The organism is Methylibium sp. (assembly GCF_031393925.1).
GTDB lineage: Bacteria > Pseudomonadota > Gammaproteobacteria > Burkholderiales > Burkholderiaceae_C > Methylibium.
The window spans coordinates 1-20,552 of sequence record NZ_JANMWL010000193.1; the positions used below are offsets into that span (position 1 = coordinate 1).

Here is a 20,552-nt window from a genome sequence, read left to right on the forward strand (position 1 = left end):
CGCCTGGGCGCGAGCATGGTGGCGCGGCAGCTCCTGGCGCCGCAGCGGCATTCGTACTGCTTCTTGAGCTTGGGCGTGTAGCGCTCGTCGATCACCAGGCCGTAGTCGTAGAACAGCTCCTCGCCCGGCTTGATGGCACGCAGCGTCTTGATGAAGACGCGGCCATCGGTCTCGTCGGCCTCGCAATTGGGCTTGCAGGCGTGGTTGATCCAGCGCGAGGTATTGCCGCCGACCTTGCCATCGATCACATGCTCTTCATTGATGCTGAAGTAGAAGGTGTGGTGCGGGTCGTTCGGGTCGTGCGGGTGGCGGCGCAGCGCTTCGGGCCAGGCGATGACTTCGCCGGTGTATTCGATCAGCGTCTGGCCCTTGGCGAGCGGCTGCAGCGCGAAAACGCCCTTGCCGTGGATCCTCGAGCGACGCACCTGGATGCGACGCCCGCCGGCCGGTGCGCTGCCGTTGCGGGCGGGAATTGCGGTCTTGCCGCGGGGCGCTTGTGTCATGTCCGGGTTTGGATACATTGAATTCATGGGTGTGCGCGCGTGTGTAGGCGCGCGTGCGCGAGAGAGCCCGGATTGTAGGGACGGGCAGCAACGACTTAGGACACATGAGCAAAGCACTGGTGATTGCAGAAAAGCCGTCGGTCGCGCAGGACATCGTGCGCGCGCTGACGCCCTCGAGCGGCAAGTTCGACAAGCACGATGACCACTTCGAGAACGAGCACTACGTCGTGACCTCGGCGGTGGGCCACTTGGTGGAGATCAAGGCGCCGGAGGAATTCGACGTGAAGCGTGGCAAGTGGAGCTTTGCGCATCTGCCCGTGATTCCGCCGCACTTTGACCTGGCGCCGATCGACAAGGCCAAGAGCCGCCTGGGCGCGGTGGTCAAGCTGGTCAAGCGCAAGGACGTGGGCGAGCTGATCAATGCCTGCGACGCCGGGCGCGAGGGCGAGCTGATCTTTCGCCTGATCGTGCAGTACGCCGGCGCGGGCAAGAAGGCGATCGACAAGCCGGTGCGCCGCCTATGGCTGCAGAGCATGACGCCGCAGGCGATCCGCGACGGCTTCGGCGCGCTGCGCAGCGATGAGCAGATGCACGGTCTGGCCGATGCGGCCCGCAGTCGCAGCGAAGCCGACTGGCTGGTGGGCATCAACGGCACGCGTGCGATGACGGCGTTCAACTCGCGCGACGGCGGCTTCTTTCTCACCACCGTGGGCCGGGTGCAGACGCCCACGCTGTCGATCGTGGTCGAGCGCGAAGAAAAGATCAGGAAGCACATTGCCCGCGACTACTGGGAGATCAAGGCGAGCTTCGCCGCCAAGGCCGGGCTCTACGAAGGCAAGTGGTTCGACCCCGCGTGGAAGAAAAACGAAGACGCCGAGCGCCGCGCCGACCGGGTGTGGAGCCAGGCCGATGCGCAGGCGATCGCGCAAGCGGTGCGCGGCCAGCCCGCCGCCGTGACCGAGGAGGCCAAGCCCAGCAGCCAGGCGAGCCCGCAGCTCTACGACCTCACGCTGCTGCAGCGCGAGGCCAATTCGCGCTTCGGCTTTTCAGCCAAGACCACGCTCTCCATCGCCCAGGCGCTGTACGAAAAGCACAAGGTGCTGACCTATCCGCGCACCGACTCCAAGGCGCTGCCGGAGGACTACGTCGCGGTCGTCAAGGAGACGATGCAGATGCTGGCCACCGAAGACCTGCCCGGGCCGCTGAAGGCGCTCGCGGCGCATGCGAAGAAGGCGGTGAAGGAGGGCTATGTCAAACCCAACAATCGCATCTTCGACAACGCCAAGGTGTCGGATCACTTCGCCATCATCCCGACGCTGCAGGCGCCCAGGAGCCTCTCGGAGATCGAGGCCAAGCTCTACGACATGGTGGTCAAGCGCTTCCTGGCGGTGTTCTATCCGCCGGCCGAGTTCATGGTCACGACGCGCATCTCGACCGTGAAGGCGCTCTTGGGCGGGGTTCAAAAGGAACACAAGTTCCAGACCAACGGCAAGGTCATGGTCAAGGCGGGTTGGCTGGCGGTCTACGGCCGCGACATCGAGGACGCCGATTCCACCCTGGTGGCGGTCGATCTAGGCGAGGTGGTTGGCACCGAGAGCGTGGACGTACACGCGCTGCGCACCAAGCCGCCCGCGCGCTACACCGAGGCCACGCTGCTGAGCGCCATGGAAAGCGCCGGCAAGCTGATCGACGACGAGGATCTGCGCGAAGCCATGCAGGAGAAGGGCCTGGGCAAACCGGCCACGCGCGCGCAAACCATTGAAGGGCTGATCTACGAGAAGTACATGCACCGCGACGGCCGCGAGCTGGTGCCGACCGCCAAGGCCTTCCAGCTCATGACCCTGCTGCGCGGCCTGGGCGTGGAGGAGCTGACCTTGCCCGAGCTCACCGGCAACTGGGAGTACCAGCTCGCCGAGATGGAAAAGGGCAAGCTGAGCCGCAGCGCCTTCATGGCCGAGATCGCCGCGATGACCGAGCGCATCGTCGCCAAGGCCAAGGAATACGACCGCGACACCATCCCCGGCGACTACGCGACCTTGAAGACGCCCTGCCCCAAGTGCGCCGGCGTAGTGAAGGAAAACTACCGCCGCTACACCTGCGTGGGCACGCAAGCGGCCGAAGACAACGGCTGCGGCTTCTCGATCGGCAAGAGCCCCGGCGGGCGCAGCTTCGAGCTGGGCGAGGTGGAGGCCTTCCTGGCGCACAAGAAAATCGGCCCGCTGGAGGGCTTTCGCTCCAAGGCCGGCTGGCCCTTCACCGCCGAACTCAAACTCATCCTCGACGACGAGATCGGCAACTGGAAGCTCGAGTTCGACTTCGGCGAAGACGCGAAGAAGGCCGAGGGCGACGGCACGCCGGTGGACTTTTCAGACCAGCAAAGCCTCGGCGCCTGCCCCAAGTGCAAGGGCCGCGTGTTCGAGCATGGCGCGAGCTACGTCTGCGAACACGCGGTCGGTGCGCACGTCACCTGCGACTTCAAGAGCGGCAAGATCATCCTGCAGCAGCCGGTGGCGCGCGAGCAGATGACGCGGCTCCTCAAGGAAGGTCAGACCGAGCTGCTGGAGAACTTCGTTTCCAACAAGACGCGGCGCAAGTTCAAGGCGCGCCTGGCCTGGGACGCCAAGGAGGGCAAGGTCGGCTTCACCTTCGAGCCACGCCCGGCCAAGAAAGTGCCGGCCAAAAAAGCGGCGGCGAAGAAGTCCGCTTGAAAGCGTGAAGCGTGCAAGCGCGAACCGCAGTCGAATCGCTCGTTTGCCCAAGCGCGCTCAGCGCAGCACCAGCACCGGCACCTTGCTGTGAGTGAGCACCTTCTGCGTCTCGCTGCCCAGCAGCAAGCCCTGCAGTCCGCGCCGGCCGTGCGAGGCCATCACGATCAGGTCGCAGCCGGCCTGCTCGGCGGTGCGCGTGATCGCCTCGTGCGGATGGTCGCTGGTGACCATGCGCGTCTCGCAGGCGACGCCTTCCTCGCGCGCGGTGCGCTGCACCATCGACAGGAACTGCTCGGCCTGCAGCTTGCAGTTCGCGACAAACTGCTCGCGCGTGTCTTCGAGCATGGCGGTGTGATAGGTCAGCACGTGGAACTCGGGCAGCACATGGATGGCGGTGACCCGGGCCTGCTGCACTTTGGCAAGGCGCAGGCCTTTGCGAACCGCGTCCTCCGACAAGGCCGAGCCGTCGGTCGGCAAAAGCAAATGCTTGAACATGGCGACTCCTGTGCAGTGGAGTCAAAAGCTTAGTTCACGGCACCGCGCATTGCGATCGCTCGATGCGGCGGCCATGTCGTCGGTGCTGTTGCTCGAGCCAATCGCCAGCTTCTTGACCAGCACGCCGCCGCGCGCGAGGCCGGCGCACGGCCATTCACTCGATCGTGCTGCGGTACCGGTGTGGCCGACATGGCCTGAGCTCGGCGGCGCGCCGATTTACGGGTCGATTGACGAACTGCTGCTGATGCGGGCGGTCAGGGCGCCGCTGTGCTTGCTGCTGCTCGCCGCGGTGCCGGGCGGGCTGGGCGTGCGCTGAAGCCCTGCTTTGCGACAATCGACGCCATGGATGCGAAGGAAAACCTCGACACCTTGATGCGCCGCCTGGGCGAAGCGGCGCGCGCGGCCTCGGGCGCGCTCGCCGCCGCACCGACGGCGGCCAAGAACACTGCGCTGTTGGCACTGGCCCGCGCGATTCGGGCCGAGGCCGCGATGCTGCGCGCCGAAAACGAGCGCGACCTGGAAGCTGCCCGCGCCGCGCTGCTCGACGCGCCGCTGCTCGACCGCCTGCGCCTCACCGCCGCGGTGATCGCCCAGATGGCCGAAGGCTGCGATCAGGTCGCCGCACTGCCCGATCCGATCGGCGAGATGACCCACCTGCGTCGCCGCCCGAGCGGCATCACCGTGGGCCAGATGCGCGTGCCGCTGGGCGTGTTCGGCATGGTCTACGAGAGCCGCCCCAACGTGACCATCGACGCCGCCGCGCTGGCCATCAAGAGCGGCAATGCCGCCATCCTGCGCGGCGGCTCCGAGGCGCGGCACTCCAACGCCGCGCTCATGAGCCTGGTGGCGCGCGCACTGTGCGAAGCGGGCCTGCCCGAAGGCGCCGTGCAGGGCGTGCCGACCACCGACCGCGCTGCGGTGGGCCGGCTGATCACGATGCCGCGGTACGTCGATGTGATCATCCCGCGCGGCGGCAAGGGGCTGATCGCGCGCATCGCCGCCGAGGCCACGGTGCCCGTGATCAAGCACCTGGACGGCAACTGCCATACCTATGTCGACGCCGAGGTCGACCTTGACCTGGCCGTGCGCGTGACTGAGAACGCCAAGACGCAGAAATACAGCCCTTGCAACGCCACCGAGTCGTTGTTGGTGCATGGGGCGCAGGCGGCGGCTTTCCTGCCGCGCATCGGCGCCGCGTTCGCCGCCAAGGGCGTGGAGATGCGCTGCGACGCCGCTGCGAAATCGCTGCTCGCGGGCGTTGCCGGCGCCAGGCTTGCCGACGCGACCGAGGCCGACTGGGCCGAGGAGTACCTGGCGCCCGTCATCAGCATCAAGGTGGTGGCGTCGCTCGACGAGGCCATCAGTCACATCAACCGCTACGGCTCGCACCACACCGACGCGATCCTGACCACCCATCACCCGAGCGCGATGCGCTTCCTGCGCGAGGTCGATTCCGCCAGCGTGATGGTCAACGCCAGCACGCGTTTCGCCGACGGCTTCGAGTACGGCCTGGGCGCCGAGATCGGCATCAGCACCGACAAGCTGCACGCCCGCGGCCCGGTCGGGCTGGAGGGCCTGACTTCGATGAAGTGGGTGGTGTTCGGCCAGGGCGAAGTGCGCGGCGAGTCAGCGCCATGAGCCTGGACCCGCGCGGTGCCCTGGTGCTGTTCTCCGGCGGGCAGGACTCGACCGCCTGCCTGGCCTGGGCGCTCGAGCGCCATGCGCATGTCGAGACGATCGGCTTCGACTACGGCCAGCGTCACCGTGTCGAGCTCGATTGCCGAGGGCGTGTGCGTCAAGGCATTAGCGAGGTGTTCCCGCTCTGGGCCGGCCGGCTGGCCAACGATCACCTGCTCGACCTGCGGCTGCTCGCGCAAATTTCCGACTCGGCGCTGACCGAGCCGCGCGCCATCGAGATGCAGGCGAGCGGCCTGCCCAACACCTTCGTGGCGGGGCGCAACCTGCTGTTTTTCAGTTTCGCCGCGACCATCGCCTACCGACGCAACCTGAGCGTGCTGGTCGGCGGCATGTGCGAGACCGACTACTCGGGTTACCCCGACTGCCGCGACAACACGCTCAAGGCGCTGCAGGTGGCGCTCAGCCTGGGCATGGCCACGCCGATGACGATCGAGACGCCGCTGATGTGGCTCGACAAGGCGCGCACCTGGGCGCTGACGCAGGCGCTCGGCGGCGATGCACTTTGCGAGCTGATCGTCGAGCACACGCACAGCTGCTACCTCGGTGAGCGCGAACACCGCCACGCCTGGGGCTACGGCTGCGGTGCCTGCCCGGCCTGCGAACTGCGCCGCAAGGGCCACGAGGCGTGGCGCGCCGGTCTTGCGGGCTGAGCCGCAGCGCCGGCCGTGTGGTGCTGGCGTAGAGTGGTCTGTCATGAAGACCACGCCTTCTCGGCCGTTGAGACATCCTGGGCCAACCCCGCTCACTCGCGGCGAGTTCCCGGGCGTTGGAACGGCCTTTAACGGTCACCGAGAGCTTGCCCGATGAGCACGAGCCGCATCGTGTTCGTCGCGCTGTCGGCGTTGCTGCTGTTCTGGGGCGTAGGCGCCTATAACCGGCTGGTCAGTCTGCGCAGTGCGGTGACGGCGGCCTGGGCGCCCATCGATGCGCAGCTGCGTCGCCGCCAGGCGCTCGCCTTTGACCTGGCGACCGCGCTGGCCGAACTGCCCGCGATGTCTGACGAGGTCGGTCGGTCCACCCTGCAGACCGTGGTCGCGGCCACGCGCCAGGCGCAGGCGGCTGCCGACCATGCCCAGGTGCGCCCGAGCAGCGCCGGGGCGATTCAGAGCCTGGGGCTGGCCGAGCAGGTGCTCGACGGCGCGCTGCGGCCGCTGCGCGTGCTGATCGGAGCGCGCGCGGGGCTGCTCGACGAGCCGCCGATCGCCGAGCGCGTGCAGGCGCTGCTTCACGGCCTGCAAGAAGCCGACGAGCAGATTTCCTTCACGCGGCGCGTTTTCAAGGAAGCGGTCGCCAGTTTCAACGCCGCGGTGCATGAATTGCCAACGCGGCTGGTCGCGAGCGCGTTCGGCTTTCGGCCGGCCGCGCCGCTGCAGGGTGCGTCGCCGGAGCGCGGGCCGGATTCGCAACTCGTCTCCTCCTTCGGAGACCGGCGGTGAGCACTGCGGCGACGGACGCCGCGGTCGCCAGCCAACGCGGTGCGCTTGAGCGGCTCGCGCTGGCGCACGGCCCGCTCGAGCGGCGCACGGCGTTGCTGGCGCTGTTGGTGTCACCCTTCAATGAGCCGCAGCAGCATGCCTGGGAACGCGCCTGTGTCGGGGTGGCGCTGGCCGAGCGCATCGGCGTCGATGTCGCCCTGCTCGCGCCAGCCACGCGACTGCCGGTGTTCGAGGCCTTGCTCGACCGCTCGCGCCCCGCGCCGCTCGCGGAGAAGCGCGATTTGCTCGAGCATGCGCGGCGCGTGCTCGCCGCGGCCGGAGGCGTCAGGCCGCTCGACCGCCTGCGCTGGTTGGTGATGCGGCATCGGCTCGGCGAGGCGCCGCTGTCCGCGCCCGCAGCCGGCAGCGAGCTGCCGGCATCGACCGTCCCGGCGCTGTCGGTGTTTGCCGCTTTCCTGGCGCGCATCGTGCCGCTGGCGCAGGCCGACGGTGGCATCGGCGCCGAGGGATGGGCCTGGCATGAGCGCATGCTCGCCCCGTGGGCGACGCAGGACGCCAACGAAGCTCGTCGGCGCGGCGTGCCGCATGCCGAAGATCTGCTGCCGGCGCTGCGTATGTTGCAGGCGCAGTCGTGGATGCTGCGGCCGGTGCTGCTGCGTGCTTTGGTCGACGCGCTAGAGCCGCCCGGCGTCGAGGGGCTCGATGCGCAGGCGTGCGACGCGCTGCGGCTGGTCGCGACCCTGCTCGACGCGCCGCTGCCGCCAACGCTGGCCGAGCGCTACGTCGAGACCGGCTGGACGCACGACGCAGTGTCTTAGCCGCCAACGCGGCGCCGCCTACACTGCGCGCCCGTGACCGCTGCCCCCGACCCCGCCCGAGCCGCCTCGCTGCCGTTGGCCGCGCTGCTGGCGCATGCCGCCGACGCCGTCGCCGCGGTGCGCGCCGGCCGCTCGCTGACCGCCGCGCTCGCCGCCACGCCCGTGGCGGCGCGGCCGGCAACGCAGTCGCTGGCGTTTCGCGCCTTGCGCGGATTGGGGCGCGCGCAGGTGCTGCGCGAGTTGCTGGCCGCCAAGGCACCGCCGCCTTGGGTCGACGCACTGTTGCTCACCGCGCTGGCGCTGGCCTGGCAGGAGGGCGAATCGGGCGAGGCGCTGCCGTATGCGCCACCCTATGCGCCGCACACCCTGGTCAGCCAGGCGGTCGAGGCCGCCAAGCAGCGCGCCCGCGCGCAAGCGGGCTTCGTCAATGCGCTGTTGCGACGCTTCCTGCGCGAGCAGGATGCGCTACTGGAACAGGCGCTCTGCGAGCCGCTGGCGCAGTGGAACCATCCGCCTTGGTGGATAGCGCGGCTGCAGCAGGACTGGCCGACCACGTGGCAGGCGCTGCTGCGCTCGGCCAATGCGCGCGCGCCGATGAGCCTGCGCGTCAACGCTCGGCGCTCGAGCGTCGGTGATTACCTCCACCGGCTCGCCGAGGCCGGCATCCCGGCCCGCGCTGTCGGCTCGCACGGCGTGGAGCTGGGTGCGCCGCGGCCGGTGCATGAATTGCCGGGCTTTGCGGAGGGCCTGGTGTCGGTGCAGGACCTCGCCGCCCAGCAGGCCGCGCCCTTGCTTCTCGGCGCTGCGCGCTTGCCAGCCGGCGCCCGTGTGCTGGACGCATGCGCGGCGCCGGGCGGCAAGACCGCCCATCTGCTGGAGTTGGCCGAACTGGACCTGCTGGCGCTCGACGCCGACCCTGGCCGGCTCGGCAAGGTGAGCGAAACGCTGGGCCGGCTGGGTTTGCGCGCTCGAGTGCAGGCGGGCGACGCACGCCACCCGCAAAGCTGGTGGGACGGCCGCCTGTTCGATGCCATCTTGCTCGACGCACCGTGCAGCGCCTCGGGCATCGTGCGCCGCCATCCCGACGTGCGCTGGCTGCGCCGCGCCAGCGACACCGCGGCACTCGCGCGCACCCAGCGCGAACTACTGGATGCGCTGTGGCCGCTGCTGGCGCCCGGCGGGCGGCTGGTCTATGCCACCTGTTCCATCTTTCGCGCCGAGGGCGAACAGCAGGTCGACGCTTTTTTGCAACGCGCAAGCGACGCCTGCATGCGGCCTTCGCCCGGGCACCTGCTCCCCCTGGCCGACAATGCCATCGAGGGGGCCTCTGGCCTGCCGCCGTCGGTGACAGACGGCTTTTTCTACGCCGTGCTCGACAAGCGCGCGCCTTAGCACCCCCACCCGAGAAGTCCACGAGATCCAACGACCGAGCTGCCCCCGACCGTGTTCACCGCCTGGGTTCGATGCTGGTTTTTTCAGCCCCGCGCGGTGTCGCGAACGGGGCTCGGCGTGCTGCTCGTCCTGGCCCTGGCGTCGGGGCTGACGGCGCCATCGGCCCGCGCCGACGGGCTGGACCTGACCGGCTTCAGTCTGACTCGTGACGAGCAGGGCCTGTTGCTCGATTACACCGCCCGCATCGAGCTGCCGCGTGCGGTCGAGGACGCGCTGCAAAAGGGCGTGCCGCTGTACTTCGTCGCCCAGGCCGACGTGCTGCGCTCGCGCTGGTACTGGCGCGACAAGCGCGTGACGCGTGCCACTCGCAACTGGCGCCTGACCTGGCAGCCGCTGACCCGCCACTACCGCATCAACCTGGGCAGTGTGAGCCAGAACTACGACACCCTGTCGGACGCGCTCGGCTCCATCCAGCGCGCCACGCGCTGGAAGTTGGCGGACGCTTCGGTGCTCGAGGATGAGACGCGCCAGTACGTCGAATTCAGCCTGCGCCTGGACACTTCGCAACTGCCACGGCCGCTGCAGATCGGCTTTGGCGGCCAAGCCGCCTGGGACCTTGCGCTCGAGCGCACGGCGGTGGTGCCCGAACCCGTCGCGCGTTGAAGGTGCGTACGAGCCCCCCATGAGCACCAGCACCCCGCGCTGGCGTCGGCGCGTCGCGCTCCTGCTGTCGCGCGGCAGCGGGCGGCACACCTCGCGCTGGCTGTGGATCGTGTCGCTGGCGGCCAGCATCGGCGCGGCGCTGGTGCTGACCTTCCTGCTCGTCATCGCCACCAACAACCGCCAGTTCTACGAGCGCCACTATCCCTGGCTGGTGGCCGTCAACGTGCTGATCGCCACGCTGCTGGTGGCGGTGATCGTCGGCAACGGCCTGCGCCTCGGGGCGCGCGTGGCGCGCGGTCGTTTCGGCTCCCGGCTGCTGCTGCGGCTGGCGGCGATCTTCGGGCTGGTCGGACTGCTGCCCGGTGTGCTGGTCTACACGGTGAGCTACCAGTTCGTTTCGCGCAGTATCGAGAGCTGGTTCGACGTGCGCGTGGAGGGCGCGCTCGAGGCCGGGCTGAACCTCGGCCGCGGCACGCTCGACACGCTGGTGAGCGACGTGACCGACAAGACGCGCGTCGCGGCCGAGCGCCTGGCCGAGGCGCCGGAGCGCCAGCAACCGCTCGCGCTGGAGCGGCTGCGCGAGCAGCTGACCGCACAGGACGTGGCGGTGATCGGGCCGACCGGTCATGTGCTGGCGAGCGCTGGCGCGGCGGCGGTGCTGGCCCCCGAGCGGCCGTCGCTGGCGCTGCTGCGTCAGGCGCGCAAGTCGCGCGTCACCGCGCAGGTCGAGGGTCTGGACGACGACAGCGCCGCGCTGCGTGCCGCGGGGGCGCCGGTGTCGGCCGCGCAGCCGCGCGTGCGTGCGCTTGCGTTGCTGCCTTCGACCGGCTTTTCGCTCAGCGGCGAGGACCGCTACCTGATGGTCACGCAGCTGCTGCCGCCGACGCTGGCGGTCAATGCGCTGGCCGTGCAGTCGGCCTACCGTGAATACCAGCAACGCTCGCTGGCGCGCGACGGCCTGCGCAAGATGTACATCGGCACGCTCACGCTCACATTGATCCTGGCGGTGTTCGGCGCCATGCTGCTGGCGGTGACTTTCGGCAACCGGTTGGCGCGACCGCTGCTGCTGCTGGCCGACGGCGTGCGCGAGGTGGCGCGCGGCGACCTGAGCCCCAAGCCGGTGTTCGCCTCGCGCGACGAACTCGGCGGGCTGACGCGCTCGTTCGCCAAGATGACGCAGCAACTGGCCGATGCGCGCGGTCTCATCGAGCACAGCCTGGCGGAGCTGGAGGAGGCGCGCACCAAGCTGCAGACCATACTGGACAACATGAGTGCCGGCGTGATCGTGTTCGACCGCTCCGGCCACGTCGACAGCCTCAACGCCGGCGCCACGCGCATCCTGCGCCTGCCGCTGTCGGCCTATCTCGGCCGCGGGCTCGGCGAAGTGCCGGGGCTGGCTGATTTCGACACCGCGCTGCGGCGACGCTTCGAGCAGCTCGAGACCGGCCCCGAACTCGGTGAACGTGACCAGTGGCAGGACTCGTTCGAACTCAAGAGCGCCCCCGACCGCGACGGCGTGACCTTGCTCGTGCGCGGCGCCCAACTCCCCGGTGCGGCCCGGCTGGTGGTGTTCGACGACATCACCGAACTGGTGTCGGCGCAACGCGCCGAGGCCTGGGGCGAGGTCGCGCGGCGCCTGGCGCACGAGATCAAGAACCCGCTCACCCCGATCCAGCTTTCGGCCGAGCGGCTGCAGCACAAGCTCGAGGCCAAGCTCGGCGAGAGCGACCAGCAGATGCTCGTCAAATCGGTCGCCACCATCGTCAACCAGGTACAGGCGATGAAGACGCTGGTCAACGAGTTTCGCGACTACGCGCGGCTGCCGGCGGCGCAGCTGGTGCCGCTCGACCTGAACGCGCTGGCACTCGAGGTGCTGGGGCTCTATGCCGGGCCGCAGGAGTCGGGCCAACTGAAGGCCGAGTTCGTCGAAGGCCTGCCGTTGATCGAGGGCGACGCGACTCAGCTGCGCCAGGTGGTCCACAACCTGGTGCAAAACGCCCTCGACGCGGTGGCCGACCAAGGCTCGGGCCAGGTGCGCCTGCGCACCGAAGGCGCCAAGAACGACCAGGGCCAGTGGCGCTCGGTGCGACTCGTCGTGTCGGACAACGGTCCGGGCTTCAGCGAACGGGTGCTCAAACGCGCCTTCGAGCCCTACGTGACCACCAAGACCAAGGGCACGGGCCTGGGTCTGGCGGTGGTCAAGAAAATCGCCGACGAGCACGCCGCGCGCGTGCGGCTGGTCAACCTTCCAGCTGACAGCCAAGCCGAGCAAGGTCAACCCGCAGTGGGTGGCGCGCAAGTTTCGATATCATTTTCCAGATGGGTGTCCCGCGAAGGGGCGCCCGGCGGAGCGGCCGATGTGCCGTCCGCGACCTACTGAGACCCCATGGCGAACATCCTTGTTGTAGACGACGAACTCGGCATCCGCGCCTTGCTTTCGGACATCCTGAGCGACGAAGGCCACAGCGTCGAGCTCGCCGAGAACGCCGCCGAGGCGCGCCTGGTGCGAGAGCGGGCCCGGCCCGACTTGGTGCTGCTGGACATCTGGATGCCCGACGTCGACGGCGTCACGCTCCTCAAGGAGTGGGGGGCCAGCAGTCAGCTGACGATGCCGGTGATCATGATGAGCGGGCACGGCACTATCGACACGGCGGTCGAGGCCATCAAGTTCGGTGCGATGGCCTTCCTCGAGAAGCCGATCACGCTGCAAAAGTTGTTGCGCGCGGTGGAGCAGGGCCTGGCCAAGCCGCCCGGGCGGCCGCTGGCGACGGTAACGCCACTGCGCCTGGGCGAGCGTGAACCCATCGCCGCCGAGGCACCCGTCACGCAGCTCGGCGCGTTGCCGTGCCTCGCCGGGCCGCAGTCCGAGCAGAGCTTCGATCTCGACCGCCCGTTGCGCGAAACCCGTGACGCCTTCGAGAAGGCCTATTTCGAGTTTCACCTCGCGCGCGAGAACGGCAGCATGACGCGCGTGGCCGAAAAGACCGGCCTCGAGCGCACGCACCTCTATCGCAAACTCAAGCAATTGGGGGTCGACCTCACGCGCGGCAAGAAGGGCGTCGCGGTCTGACGCGGTGGGGGCTGCTGCTACACTCTCGCCCCTTGGCTCGGTAGCTCAGTTGGTAGAGCAGCGGATTGAAAATCCGCGTGTCGGTGGTTCGATTCCGCCCCGAGCCACCAGTTGAAAACGGCCCCTTCGCGGGCCGTTTTGCATGGGACGCGCAGGGGTTGAGCCCGGTCGCTGGCCTGTGCCGTTGCAGCGGCTGGCCCCGCGGAGCCCGCCTTACAATTCGCGCTTCCATTTCGACCCGCCCGAAGGATCCCCAGGTGTTCATTTCCCAAGCTTTCGCCCAGGCCGCACCGGCCGCTGCTGTCGGCGGCGACTCCAGCCTCATCACGATGCTGCCGCTGGTGCTGATGTTCGTGGTGCTGTATTTCGTGATGATCCGCCCCCAGATGAAGCGCCAGAAGGAGCACAAGGCGATGGTCGAGGCGATTGCCAAGGGCGACGAGGTCGTCACCTCCGGAGGCATGCTCGGCAAGGTGTCCATACTGGGAGAAACCTACCTGCACCTAGAAGTCGCCAACGGCGTGGAGTTGCAGGTGCAGCGCTCGGCGGTTGTGCAGGTGCTGCCGAAGGGATCGCTCAAGTAGCCGCCAGCCCCGCGCGCCGTCTACGGCGCGCGGGGGACGCAAGGCCGCGGTCACCGGCAGGTGCCGCGGCCTTTTGTCAGCGCAAGCGAATGTTTACGTTTTCGCGTAGTCAACAGAGTACGACGGACGGGCCCAGCGCCTCGAGGATCTTTCGATGAACCGCTATCCCTTGTGGAAGTACGCGATCCTGGCGCTGGCGCTGCTGGTCGGGCTGGTCTACACGCTGCCCAATCTGTTCGGCGAAGCGCCGGCGGTGCAGGTGTCCAGCGGCAAGGCGACCGTGAAGGTGGATGCGGGCCTCGTGCCGCGCGTGGAGCAGGCCCTGCGGGCGGCACAGTTGCAGGCCGATTTCGTGCAACTCGACGGCACCTCGGTGCGGGCGCGCTTTGGCGACACCGACACGCAGCTCAAGGCCAAGGACGCCATCACCCGGGCGCTCAACCCCGACGCTACCGACTCGAACTACATCGTCGCGCTCAACCTGCTCAGTCGCTCGCCGAAGTGGCTCACCGCTCTGCATGCGCTGCCGATGTATCTGGGGCTCGACTTGCGCGGCGGTGTGCACTTCCTGATGCAAGTCGACATGCAGGCGGCCCTGATCAAGCGCGCCGAGGGGCTGAGCAGCGACATCCGCAGCTTGCTGCGCGAGAAGAATGTGCGCCACGCCGGCATTGCGCGCGCCGGCTTGGCCGTGGAGGTGCGTTTTCGCGACGCCGCCACGCGCGATGCGGCGCGTGCCGTGCTCGTCGAGGCGCTGCCCGACCTGGAATGGAACGACGCCAGCGTGGGCGGCGATCTGGCACTGAGCGGCCGGCTCAAGCCGCAGGCGGCGCGCGCCGTTCAGGAGCAAACGATCAAGCAGAACATCACCACGCTGCACAACCGCATCAACGAGCTGGGCGTGGCCGAGCCGGTGATCCAGCAGCAGGGCGCCGACCGCGTGGTGGTGCAACTGCCGGGCGTGCAAGACACGGCCAAGGCCAAGGACATCATCGGGCGCACCGCGACGCTCGAGGTGCGCATGGTCGAGGCGCACTTGAACTCCGACCCGCAAGTGCGCGACTTCAATCCGAGCAAGATCGAAGACGCCAAGAAGGGGCTGATACCGCCTGGCACCGAGCTGATCTATTCGCGGCGAGACGGTCGCGAGGAGCCGCTGCTGCTGTCAAAGCAGGTCGTTTTCACCGGCGAAAACCTGACTGGCGCAGACGCTTCGATCGATCAGCAGCATTCCGGCTCCGTCGTCAGTGTGACGCTCGACGCCAAGGGCGGTGCGGCGATGAAGGCCGCCTCGCGTGAGGGTGTCAAACGCCGCATGGCCGTGGTGCTGATCGAAAAGGGCAAGCCCGAAATCCTGACGGCGCCGACGATCCAGTCGGAGCTGAGCAACCGTTTTCAGATCACCGGCATGCGCAACCCGGAGGAGGCCAATGACCTGGCGCTGCTGATGCGCGCGGGCAGCCTCGCAGCGCCGATGGAGATCATCGAGGAGCGCACCATCGGCCCGAGCCTCGGTGCCGAAAATATCGAGAAGGGCTTCAACAGCGTGATCTACGGCTTCACGGCGATCGCCGTCTTCATGTGCGCCTATTACCGGTTGTTTGGCATGTTCTCGACCGTGGCGCTGGCGGTGAACCTGTTGCTGCTCATGGCGGTTCTGTCGATGTTGCAGGCGACCTTGACCCTGCCCGGCATAGCGGCCATCGCGCTCACGCTCGGCATGGCGATCGACGCCAACGTGCTGATCAACGAGCGCGTGCGGGAGGAACTACGCGGCGGCGCCCCGCCACAGACGGCAATTGCCACGGGCTACGAGCGCGCGTGGGCCACCATCCTCGACTCCAACGTCACCACCCTGATCGCCGGCCTGGCCCTGCTGGCCTTCGGATCGGGGCCGGTCCGCGGCTTTGCGGTCGTGCATTGCCTGGGCATCCTCACCTCGATGTTCTCGGCCGTGCTGTTCTCGCGCGGCCTGGTCAACCTGTGGTACGGGCGGCAGAAGAAACTGAAGAGTGTGTCGATCGGGCAGATCTGGCGGCCCGATGGCGCCATGCCGCCTGCGGCGCAGGCCTGAAGGAGGCGAGCCATGGAGTTCTTTCGCATCAAGCGCGACATCCCGTTCATGAAGCACGCGTTGATCTTCAACGTGATCTCCTTCATTACCTTTGCCGCGGCGGTGTTTTTCCTGGCCACGCGGGGCCTGCATTTCTCGATCGAGTTCACCGGCGGCAGCGTGCTCGAGCTGGCCTATGCAAAAACGGCCGACGTGACCAAGGTGCGCTCCAGCGTCGAGGCGCTCGGTTTCGGCGAGGTCCAGGTGCAGACCTTCGGCACGTCGCGCGACGTGTTGGTGCGCCTGCCGATCCGCGCTGCTGGAGGCGATATCAAGCAGCCGGAGGTGGTGAGTCGGGTGTTCGCGGCGCTGTGCGCTGCTGAAGGCGGCCAGGTCCGACAGGCCCAAGCGAGCAGCGACACGGTTGAGCAGGTCAGCCGCCAGGTGTGCGATGCGGGCGGCATCGAGCCGGTGCGGCTGCAGCGCAGCGAGGTGGTCGGCCCGCAGGTCGGCCGGGAGCTCGCCACGGACGGCGCGATGGCGCTCGGCTTCGTGGTCGCGGGCATCATGCTCTATCTCGCGATCCGCTTCGAATGGAAGTTCGCGGTCGCGGCAATCATTGCTAACTTGCACGACGTCATCATCATCCTGGGTTTCTTTGCTTTTTTCCAGTGGGAGTTCTCGCTCTCGGTGCTGGCGGCGGTGCTGGCGGTATTGGGCTACTCCGTCAACGAGTCGGTGGTGATCTTCGACCGGATCCGGGAGGCATTCCGGCGCTTTCGAAAGATGAACACCCATGAGGTGATCGATCATGCGATTACCTCGACGATGAGCCGCACGATCATTACCCACGGTTCCACGCAGATGATGGTTCTCTCCATGCTCGTCTTCGGCGGTGCGACGCTTCACTACTTCGCCGTCGCCCTGACGATCGGCATCCTGTTCGGCATCTATTCATCAGTGTTCGTCGCTGCGGCCATTGCCATGTGGCTGGGCGTCAAGCGCGAAGACCTGATGCGTGCAGGTGGCCCGAAGAGCAACGATCCGGACGACCCGAACGCCGGGGCCGTGGTGTAGAGTTCTACGGGTTATCAGACTCTTGCCAAGCACGCCACCCTTCATGGCCACCGCAGCCGCCCCGTTTACCCTTGCCGCGCAAGCGCGGCGGGCGTACATGGAGACGCTGTTGCGAGCGGTGCCGGCGGCGATCGAGTCAGTGCTGAGTGGCGCGAGTCGCCTGGCCGGCGAAAAAGGCGATCTACCGACGGCGCAGAAGCGCCAGACGGCCGCAACCGACATCCGGCAGCCGATGCCCCACTGGCAGCACGCCTTGATCGAAGCGCTGGCCGCAGCACCCTTCGGCCGCTCCACCGCGACGAGCCGGGGGTCGCTGGCTTCAACGCCCTCCTCCAATCTGGCCGGCAACATGCCGGGGCTGCAGCTGGTCGACGACGACACGATCGAGCTTGAAATCCTCGGTTCGCGGCTGGCGCTGGCGATGATGGACAAGGCATCGTGGGAATTCACCGACCTGCGCGCGCGGGTGTCGCACCTCGAGCGCCGCGACGAGCTTGACACAACCGACGTGCTTCGCCCGCAGGTCGTGGCGCGCGTGGTACTCGACACCTGGCGCGCAACGGGTCTGTCGCTCGACCACTGGCGCACGCTCCAGGCGGTGATGCACGAGACCTTCGGCGAACTGGTCGAAGAGGCCTATCACGAGACTAACCGCTGGTTGATCGGCGAGGGCGTGCGCCCCGAAATCGACCTGCGACCTTTCATCCGCCGCTCGATCGGCGCGCATGTTTCGTCGGGTTTCGGCGACTCTTTCGAAAGCGGGCCGCGGCGCACCAACGTTTACGTCGGCGGACCGGCCCCGGACGCCGGAGCCGGCGTCAGTGAGGAAACCCGCCTCATGACGCGCATGGGCGGTATGGCCCGCCAGAACGTCGGCCATGCCGAGGCTGTGCTGGGCCGGCTCAACCGATTGGTGGGACGCCAAGTACCCGCCTTCGCCGACACTGCCGAGATGCCGCCTTCGCCCGGCCTGGTCCGGGCGATTGCCGACGCGCAAAGCGGCGTCCAGGTCAAGCTTCGCAGCACTGGGAGTGACGATCGCGCACCCGTCAGTATGCCGGCGCTCCTGCAGGAGATGCAGCAACGCAAGGTTGCGCTCAAGCAGGCCGCCACCACCCCCGTCGAGCGCGCAACGATCGAGATCGTTGCGCTGCTGTTCCAGAGCATCCTCACTGAAGAAAAGATTCCCGCCGTGGTGCGCGTGTGGTTCGCGCGTTTGCAGATGCCTGTGCTGCGCGTGGCGGTCGGCGAGCCCGATTTCTTCGCCACCATCGATCACCCGGCGCGCAAGCTGATCGACCGCATGGGCGCCTGCGTGATGGGCTTTGACGTCGGCACGCGCGCAGCTGGGGACGCGCTCGACAAGGAGATCAAGCGCGTGGTTCAGGTGGTGGAAGCCTACCCTGACACGGGCCGGCGCGTCTTCCAGACGGTGCTCACCGAGTTCGAGCGCTTCCTGGAGCATTACTTCAAGAACGAGAACGAAGCTACGCGCAAGGGCGTGTCGCTGGCGCAGCAGGTGGAGCAGCGCGAAACGCTGGCGATCCAGTACACGATCGAGCTGCGCAAGATGCTCAACGAGGTGCCCGTGCAAGAGGGCGTGCGCAACTTCCTGTTCCGCGTGTGGGCCGACGTGCTGGCAACCGTGGCGCTCAAGTCGGGCGCCGGCAGCGAAGCCACCAAGCTCATGAAGCGCGCGGCCACTGATCTCATCTGGTCGGCCGGGGGCAAAGTTTCCCGAGAAGAGCGGGCCGACGTGATCCGGCGCCTGCCGCCATTGCTCAAGACCTTGCGCGAAGGCATGGCCGAGGCCGGCATCGTTGCGGACAAGCAGGACGAGCACGTCCAGGCGCTCAATGATTCCTTGGCGGCGGCCTTCACGGCCAAGGCGGCGGCGATTCCCGCCGAGCGCCTCGACGAGTTGATGCGCCGTCTCGACGATCTCGAAGAGATGCTGCCCGACGCCGAGGATCTCCAGATCGACGAGTCCCTGGTGCTGGACCTTTCCGGCCACGAAAGTACCGAGCTGCAGATCGTCACCGACGGCGGCTCGATGCCCACGCCGGCCATGCTTGCCTGGGCGCGCGAATTGCAGGTCGGCGGCTGGTACATGCTCGAGCACCGCGGGCACATCGACACGGTCCAACTCGCATGGCAGGGCTTGCGCAAGCAACTGAGCTTGTTTGTATCGGAGCGAGGCAGGGGCACGCTGTTCCAGCAACAACGCTTGGCGGCGTTTTTGCAGGCCGGCTTGTTGGTACCGGCGCAAGACGAGGCTCTCACGGTGCGCGCCACGCGCAGCGCCCTGGCCAAACTCGACGCCGCACCCGAGCGCTTGCTCGATTGATCGGAGGGGCTCTCGGCGCTCAATGCATGAAGCCGCCCGAGGGCGGCTTCGTCGCTTTTGACCCGCACGCCGGCTCAGTGGATGAGTCGGTCCTCGTCGTCGACGAACAACTCATCGAGGATCAGCGCGTCGGGTTCTTCGCCCAGGCTCCAAAACACCATCAACACAATGATCTTCAGGTCTTCAAGTGCCAGCGGGCTGGCCGGGATCGCCATAGCGCGATCGATCACCATCTCACGCATCGGCGCACGCAGGACACCGGCGGACTCGAGGAAGCTGACGAAGCCGATCGAGGCTTCGCCTAGATGCTCCTGTTCATGCGACGTGTAGACCCGCAGCGCGTGCTTGCCCTGCTCGCCACTGTGCGATTCGGCGGCCTCGGCCAAGCCAGCCAGCCAGCTCAACGCATCCTCGATCTCGTCATTCTCGAAGCCCACCGCGGAGAGCTTGCGCGAGAGCTGCCGGTGATCGGGACAGGCGGCTGGTTGCCAGTAGTTTTCGTACAGGTAGACGAGCACGTCGAACATGCCAAGACCATACCACAGCGCTTTTGCCGACCGCCCTGCAAAAGAGGCCGACGCCTGCCGTTCGAGAACCGCCGTTTCACACCCGCACGAGGCGCTGGAATCGCTGACCGGGCAGCCGCACCACCTCGCCGGACAGCTCGAGTTCGAGCAGGCGAGCGCTCAGTTCGGCGGGGGGTGTGCCCAGCCGATCGCTGAGTGCGTCGAGCGTCATCGCCTCGTATCCGAGACCGGACAACACCGGGTCATCGCTTGTTCGGCTCGCGTGTGCTGGGCTCGGCGGTGGTGGCATGGTTTGCACAGCGGGATGAAGTTCATCAAGGATGTCGGCCACCGAGTCGACCAGCTTGGCCCCCTGCTTGATCAGCGCCAGGCAGCCGCGCGACTGCGGCGCGTGGATCGAGCCGGGGATGGCGTAGACGTCGCGGCCGGCTTCTATGGCAAGCCGGGCGGTGATCAACGAGCCCGATTGCAGGGCCGCCTCCACCACCAGGGTGCCGCACGTCATTCCGGCGATGAGACGATTGCGACGCGGAAAGTTCGCTGGCAGGGGGGGTGTTCCCAGCGCGTACTCGCCAAGCAGCAGGCCCTCTCGGGCGATGCGGTGCGCCAGCGCCAGGTTGCGCTTGGGGTAGACGCGGTCGAGGCCGGTGCCGAGCACGGCGATCGTCGAGCCCGCACCACCCAGGGCGCCCTCGTGGGCCGCGGTGTCGATGCCGAGCGCGAGTCCGGAGACGACGGTGAGGCCGGTCGCACTCAGCGCGTTGGCAAAGGCGCGCGAGTTCTCGGCGCCTTGCGGGCTCGGATTGCGGCTGCCAACGACAGCGATCGACGGGCCGCGCAGCAACGTCGTTCGACCGATGGCATACAGCAGGAGCGGTGGATCGGCGGTTTCGAGGAGCGCGCGCGGATAGTCGGCGTCACCGAGCGTGATGACGTGGCGGTCGGCTTCGTCGCTCGCATTGAGCCATTGCCACGTGGTGTCGACCAACCCGGCCAGCTCGGCCGCATTCAGGGCTTCGGCCTGCTTGGGCGTGAGCAACTCCCGGCGCGCAGCGTTCGGGGCATCAAAGACCGCTTGTGGAGAACCGAAGTGGCTGAGAAGGCGGCGCGCGCTATCCAGGCCGATCTGCGGCGTTTCGATCAGCCGCAACCAAGCGGCAAGTTCATCACGATCGATCATG

General features: G+C 67.8%; 18 protein-coding genes and 1 tRNA gene. 15 read left to right on the top strand and 4 right to left on the bottom strand.

Annotated features, from left to right (window positions below; genetic code table 11):
• The coding region (locus RMO12_RS10540; protein ID WP_309639256.1) for an SET domain-containing protein-lysine N-methyltransferase at positions 1-503 on the bottom strand (503 nt) is incomplete at its 3' end.
• A 104-nt stretch (positions 504-607) separates the two neighbouring features.
• On the opposite strand from RMO12_RS10540, the gene RMO12_RS10545 reads away from it, so the two are divergent.
• On the top strand, positions 608-3,211 hold the full coding sequence (locus RMO12_RS10545; protein ID WP_309639257.1) for a DNA topoisomerase III: 2,604 nt from the start codon (positions 608-610) through the stop codon (positions 3,209-3,211).
• A 57-nt stretch (positions 3,212-3,268) separates the two neighbouring features.
• Here RMO12_RS10545 and RMO12_RS10550 read toward each other — a convergent pair whose 3' ends face one another.
• Positions 3,269-3,706, bottom strand: coding sequence for a universal stress protein (locus RMO12_RS10550; protein ID WP_309625664.1), 438 nt, complete (start codon positions 3,704-3,706; stop codon positions 3,269-3,271).
• A gap of 73 nt (positions 3,707-3,779) precedes the next feature.
• Between RMO12_RS10550 and RMO12_RS10555 the strand changes: the two genes are divergently transcribed.
• The 14 genes from RMO12_RS10555 to RMO12_RS10620 all read left to right on the top strand — a co-directional run bounded on the left by RMO12_RS10555 (position 3,780) and on the right by RMO12_RS10620 (position 18,844).
• Entirely contained in the window at positions 3,780-4,022 is a 243-nt protein-coding gene (locus RMO12_RS10555; protein WP_309639258.1) for a hypothetical protein, read from the top strand.
• 26 nt (positions 4,023-4,048) lie between these two features.
• Positions 4,049-5,344 carry a glutamate-5-semialdehyde dehydrogenase gene (locus tag RMO12_RS10560; protein ID WP_309639259.1) on the top strand — a complete coding sequence of 432 codons (1,296 nt, stop codon included), beginning with the start codon at positions 4,049-4,051 and terminating at the stop codon, positions 5,342-5,344.
• Positions 5,341-6,054 carry a 7-cyano-7-deazaguanine synthase QueC gene (gene queC, locus RMO12_RS10565; RefSeq protein ID WP_309625661.1) on the top strand — a complete coding sequence of 238 codons (714 nt, stop codon included), beginning with the start codon at positions 5,341-5,343 and terminating at the stop codon, positions 6,052-6,054. Before RMO12_RS10560 ends, queC begins: the two co-directional genes overlap by 4 nt.
• 153 nt (positions 6,055-6,207) lie before the next feature.
• Complete coding sequence (locus tag RMO12_RS10570; protein ID WP_309639260.1) at positions 6,208-6,840, top strand: LemA family protein; 633 nt, start codon at positions 6,208-6,210, stop codon at positions 6,838-6,840.
• On the top strand, positions 6,837-7,658 hold the full coding sequence (locus RMO12_RS10575; protein ID WP_309639261.1) for a hypothetical protein: 822 nt from the start codon (positions 6,837-6,839) through the stop codon (positions 7,656-7,658). Before RMO12_RS10570 ends, RMO12_RS10575 begins: the two co-directional genes overlap by 4 nt.
• Positions 7,659-7,691: 33 nt before the next feature.
• Positions 7,692-9,050, top strand: coding sequence for a 16S rRNA (cytosine(967)-C(5))-methyltransferase RsmB (gene rsmB / locus RMO12_RS10580; RefSeq protein ID WP_309639262.1), 1,359 nt, complete (start codon positions 7,692-7,694; stop codon positions 9,048-9,050).
• A gap of 96 nt (positions 9,051-9,146) precedes the next feature.
• Complete coding sequence (locus RMO12_RS10585; protein WP_309639263.1) at positions 9,147-9,713, top strand: DUF4390 domain-containing protein; 567 nt, start codon at positions 9,147-9,149, stop codon at positions 9,711-9,713.
• A gap of 19 nt (positions 9,714-9,732) precedes the next feature.
• Positions 9,733-12,093 (top strand): ATP-binding protein, encoded by a 2,361-nt coding sequence (locus RMO12_RS10590; RefSeq protein ID WP_309639264.1) that lies wholly within the window; start codon positions 9,733-9,735, stop codon positions 12,091-12,093.
• A gap of 6 nt (positions 12,094-12,099) precedes the next feature.
• Positions 12,100-12,783 (top strand): response regulator, encoded by a 684-nt coding sequence (locus tag RMO12_RS10595; protein WP_309625027.1) that lies wholly within the window; start codon positions 12,100-12,102, stop codon positions 12,781-12,783.
• Between the two features lie 34 nt (positions 12,784-12,817).
• Positions 12,818-12,893 (top strand) — tRNA-Phe (locus RMO12_RS10600).
• 147 nt (positions 12,894-13,040) lie between these two features.
• Positions 13,041-13,367: a preprotein translocase subunit YajC gene (yajC, locus tag RMO12_RS10605; RefSeq protein ID WP_309625026.1), complete on the top strand. Its 327-nt coding sequence runs from the start codon at positions 13,041-13,043 to the stop codon at positions 13,365-13,367.
• Between the two features lie 154 nt (positions 13,368-13,521).
• Entirely contained in the window at positions 13,522-15,441 is a 1,920-nt protein-coding gene (gene secD / locus RMO12_RS10610; protein WP_309626090.1) for a protein translocase subunit SecD, read from the top strand.
• 12 nt (positions 15,442-15,453) lie between these two features.
• On the top strand, positions 15,454-16,497 hold the full coding sequence (gene secF, locus RMO12_RS10615) for a protein translocase subunit SecF (RefSeq protein ID WP_309639265.1): 1,044 nt from the start codon (positions 15,454-15,456) through the stop codon (positions 16,495-16,497).
• Between the two features lie 43 nt (positions 16,498-16,540).
• Positions 16,541-18,844, top strand: coding sequence for a DUF1631 family protein (locus RMO12_RS10620; RefSeq protein ID WP_309639266.1), 2,304 nt, complete (start codon positions 16,541-16,543; stop codon positions 18,842-18,844).
• Between the two features lie 74 nt (positions 18,845-18,918).
• Here RMO12_RS10620 and RMO12_RS10625 read toward each other — a convergent pair whose 3' ends face one another.
• Positions 18,919-19,371 carry a DUF494 domain-containing protein gene (locus RMO12_RS10625; RefSeq protein ID WP_309626087.1) on the bottom strand — a complete coding sequence of 151 codons (453 nt, stop codon included), beginning with the start codon at positions 19,369-19,371 and terminating at the stop codon, positions 18,919-18,921.
• Positions 19,372-19,447: 76 nt separating this feature from the next.
• The gene (gene dprA / locus RMO12_RS10630) at positions 19,448-20,548 is read right to left on the bottom strand and encodes a DNA-processing protein DprA (RefSeq protein WP_309639285.1); all 1,101 of its coding nucleotides are present in this window, start codon (positions 20,546-20,548) and stop codon (positions 19,448-19,450) included.
• Positions 20,549-20,552: the final 4 nt, after the last annotated feature.